This window comes from Intrasporangium zincisolvens, from assembly GCF_034724055.1.
Lineage (GTDB): Bacteria > Actinomycetota > Actinomycetes > Actinomycetales > Dermatophilaceae > Monashia > Monashia zincisolvens.
In genome coordinates this window covers 1-3,843 of sequence record NZ_JAWIIL010000020.1, presented here as the reverse complement: position 1 = coordinate 3,843, position 3,843 = coordinate 1, and the positions used below count along the sequence as shown (strand labels likewise).

The following is a 3,843-nucleotide window of genomic DNA, read 5'->3' as shown; positions in this document are numbered from 1 at the left end:
CCGGGCCTTGTACACACCGCCCGTCAAGTCACGAAAGTCGGTAACACCCGAAGCCGGTGGCCCAACCCTTGTGGGGGGAGCCGTCGAAGGTGGGACTGGCGATTGGGACTAAGTCGTAACAAGGTAGCCGTACCGGAAGGTGCGGCTGGATCACCTCCTTTCTAAGGAGCAGTCATTTATGGCAGCCCGGTCTGTCCCCGAGTGTGGGGCAGCGGGTGCTCATGGGTGGAACATCGATTAGTTGGCGCCGTGCTCACGGTGCCGGCCAGTACAACCCGTTGATCCCAGCCTGGCTGGGGGAGGGAGTGGACCGCCGGCAGCTGGGTTGCGGTGCTTGACACGTTGTTGGGTCCTGAAGGATCAGGCCCCCAGCGTCTGCCCGTAGGGGTGGGTGTTGGGGTGCACTGTTTCTTCTGGGTGTGGGCCCGCCCGATCCTGTGCGTGTGCATGGGTGGTGGTGGGTGCCGGTTGTGTTTTGAGAACTTCACAGTGGACGCGAGCATCTTTGTGGCTCAAGTTTTTAAGGGCACACGGTGGATGCCTTGGCACCAGGAACCGAAGAAGGACGTAGGAATCTGCGATAAGCCTCGGGTAGCCGATAACCAGGCTGTGATCCGAGGATTTCCGAATGGGGAAACCCGGCTGGAGGCAAGTCCAGTCACCCGCACCTGAATATATAGGGTGTGTGGAGGGAACGTGGGGAAGTGAAACATCTCAGTACCCACAGGAAGAGAAAACAACAGTGATTCCGTGAGTAGTGGCGAGCGAAAGCGGATGAGGCTAAACCGGGCGTGTGTGATAGCTGTCAGGCGTTGCATGTCCGGGGTCGTGGGACCTCGCAGCTCAGGCTGACATCTGAGCATGGAGTAAGAAATCTGCGTCATAGTCGAAGAGCATTGAATGGCTCGGCACAGAGGGTGCGACCCCCGTAGACGAAATGGTGTGGACTCCAGTGAGGGATCCCAAGTAGCACGGGGCCCGAGAAATCCCGTGTGAATCTGGCAGGACCACCTGCTAAGCCTAAATATTCCCTGGTGACCGATAGCGGACAAGTACCGTGAGGGAAAGGTGAAAAGTACCCCGGGAGGGGAGTGAAATAGATCCTGAAACCGTGTGCCTACAATCCGTTGGAGCCTCCCGCCGTTGGGCGTGTGGGGTGACAGCGTGCCTTTTGAAGAATGAGCCTGCGAGTTAGTGCTCAGTGGCGAGGTTAACCCGTGTGGGGAAGCCGTAGCGAAAGCGAGTCCGAATAGGGCGTTTTAGTCGCTGGGTCTAGACCCGAAGCGGAGTGATCTACCCATGGCCAGGTTGAAGCGCAGGTAAGACTGCGTGGAGGACCGAACCCACTTAGGTTGAAAACTGAGGGGATGAGCTGTGGGTAGGGGTGAAAGGCCAATCAAACTCCGTGATAGCTGGTTCTCCCCGAAATGCATTTAGGTGCAGCGTCACGTGTTTCTTACCGGAGGTAGAGCTACTGGATAGCCGATGGGCCTCACCAGGTTACTGACGTTAGCCAAACTCCGAATGCCGGTAAGTGAGAGCGTGGCAGTGAGACTGCGGGGGATAAGCTCCGTAGTCGAGAGGGAAACAGCCCAGATCACCAGCTAAGGTCCCTAAGCGTGTGCTAAGTGGGAAAGGATGTGGAGTTGCTGTGACAACCAGGAGGTTGGCTTAGAAGCAGCCACCCTTCAAAGAGTGCGTAATAGCTCACTGGTCAAGTGATTCCGCGCCGACAATGTAGCGGGGCTCAAGCACACCACCGAAGCTGTGGCATTGACATACTGCTCGGCACCGACACCTGCGGGTTCGGTGTCCAGGCGTGTTGATGGGTAGGGGAGCGTCGTGTTGCCAGGGAAGCGGCGGAGTGATCCAGCCGTGGAGGCTACACGAGTGAGAATGCAGGCATGAGTAGCGAATGACGGGCGAGAAACCCGTCCGCCGAATAACCAAGGGTTCCAGGGTCAAGCTAATCTGCCCTGGGTAAGTCGGGACCTAAGGCGAGGCCGACAGGCGTAGTCGATGGACATCCGGTTGATATTCCGGAACCGGCGAAGAACCGCCCATGATGAACCCCGTGATGCTAAGTGCCTGAAACCGGTTCACCGGGACTTCGGTCCCATCGAGCCGGCGGAGCGCACGACCCGAGCGGGTAGTAGTCAAGCGATGGAGTGACGCAGGAAGGTAGCCTCCGCGTGGCGATGGTTGTCCACGTCCAAGGGTGTAGGGCGCGGTCCAGGCAAATCCGGACCGCATGAAGCCTGAGACCTGATAGTGACCGCGAATGCGGGAAGAGGGTGATCCTATGCTGCCGAGAAAAACTTCTAGCGAGGTTCGAGCCGCCCGTACCCCAAACCGACTCAGGTGGTTAGGTAGAGAATACCAAGGCGATCGAGTGAATCGTGGTTAAGGAATTCGGCAAAATACCCCCGTAACTTCGGGAGAAGGGGGGCCCTGATCGTGACGGAACGTGCTTCCCGAGCGTGATCGGCCGCAGAGACCAGGGAGAAGCGACTGTTTACTAAAAACACAGGTCCGTGCCAAGTCGCAAGACGATGTATACGGACTGACGCCTGCCCGGTGCTGGAACGTTAAGGGGACCGGTTAGCACGCAAGTGCGAAGCTGAGAACTTAAGCGCCAGTAAACGGCGGTGGTAACTATAACCATCCTAAGGTAGCGAAATTCCTTGTCGGGTAAGTTCCGACCTGCACGAATGGCGTAACGACTTCTCCACTGTCTCAACCACGAACTCGGCGAAATTGCACTACGAGTAAAGATGCTCGTTACGCGCAGCAGGACGGAAAGACCCCGGGACCTTTACTACAGCTTGGTATTGGTGTTCGGTACGGCTTGTGTAGGATAGGTGGGAGACTGTGAAGCTGGCACGTCAGTGCTGGTGGAGTCAACGTTGAAATACCACTCTGGTCGTTCTGGATATCTAACCTCGGTCCGTGATCCGGATCAGGGACAGTGCCTGGTGGGTAGTTTAACTGGGGCGGTTGCCTCCTAAAAGGTAACGGAGGCGCCCAAAGGTTCCCTCAGCCTGGTTGGCAATCAGGTGTTGAGTGTAAGTGCACAAGGGAGCTTGACTGTGAGACAGACATGTCGAGCAGGGACGAAAGTCGGGACTAGTGATCCGGCGGTGGCTTGTGGAAGCGCCGTCGCTCAACGGATAAAAGGTACCCCGGGGATAACAGGCTGATCTTGCCCAAGAGTCCATATCGACGGCATGGTTTGGCACCTCGATGTCGGCTCGTCGCATCCTGGGGCTGGAGTAGGTCCCAAGGGTTGGGCTGTTCGCCCATTAAAGCGGTACGCGAGCTGGGTTTAGAACGTCGTGAGACAGTTCGGTCCCTATCCGCTGTGCGCGCAGGAAACTTGAGAAAGGCTGTCCCTAGTACGAGAGGACCGGGATGGACGAACCTCTGGTGTGTCAGTTGTTCCGCCAGGAGCACCGCTGATTAGCTACGTTCGGAAGTGATAACCGCTGAAAGCATCTAAGCGGGAAGCACGTTTCAAGATGAGGTTTCCAGACCCGCGAGGGTGAGAGGCTCCCAGCTAGACGACTGGGTTGATAGGCCGGATGTGGAAGCACAGCAATGTGTGGAGCTGACCGGTACTAATAAGCCGATAACTTGACTATCAAAGATGCTACGCGTCCACTGTGCAGTTCCCGAGACACAAACGAACCCCCACACCGGTTCGATTGATATCTCCATAGAGTTTCGGCTGTCATAGCGAAGGGGAAACGCCCGGCTCCATTCCGAACCCGGAAGCTAAGCCCTTCAGCGCCGATGGTACTGCACTGGTGACGGTGTGGGAGAGTAGGACGCAGCCGGACACAC

Annotated in this window: 3 rRNA genes; all 3 read left to right on the top strand. The window is 57.2% G+C overall.

The window, feature by feature from the left end:
• Positions 1–161: ribosomal RNA gene (locus tag RY076_RS23595) — 16S ribosomal RNA — on the top strand; the annotation flags it as partial.
• A 349-nt stretch (positions 162–510) separates the two neighbouring features.
• Positions 511–3,641, top strand: a 23S ribosomal RNA gene (locus RY076_RS23590).
• Positions 3,642–3,722: 81 nt separating this feature from the next.
• Positions 3,723–3,839, top strand: a 5S ribosomal RNA gene (gene rrf / locus RY076_RS23585).
• Positions 3,840–3,843 lie beyond the last annotated feature (4 nt).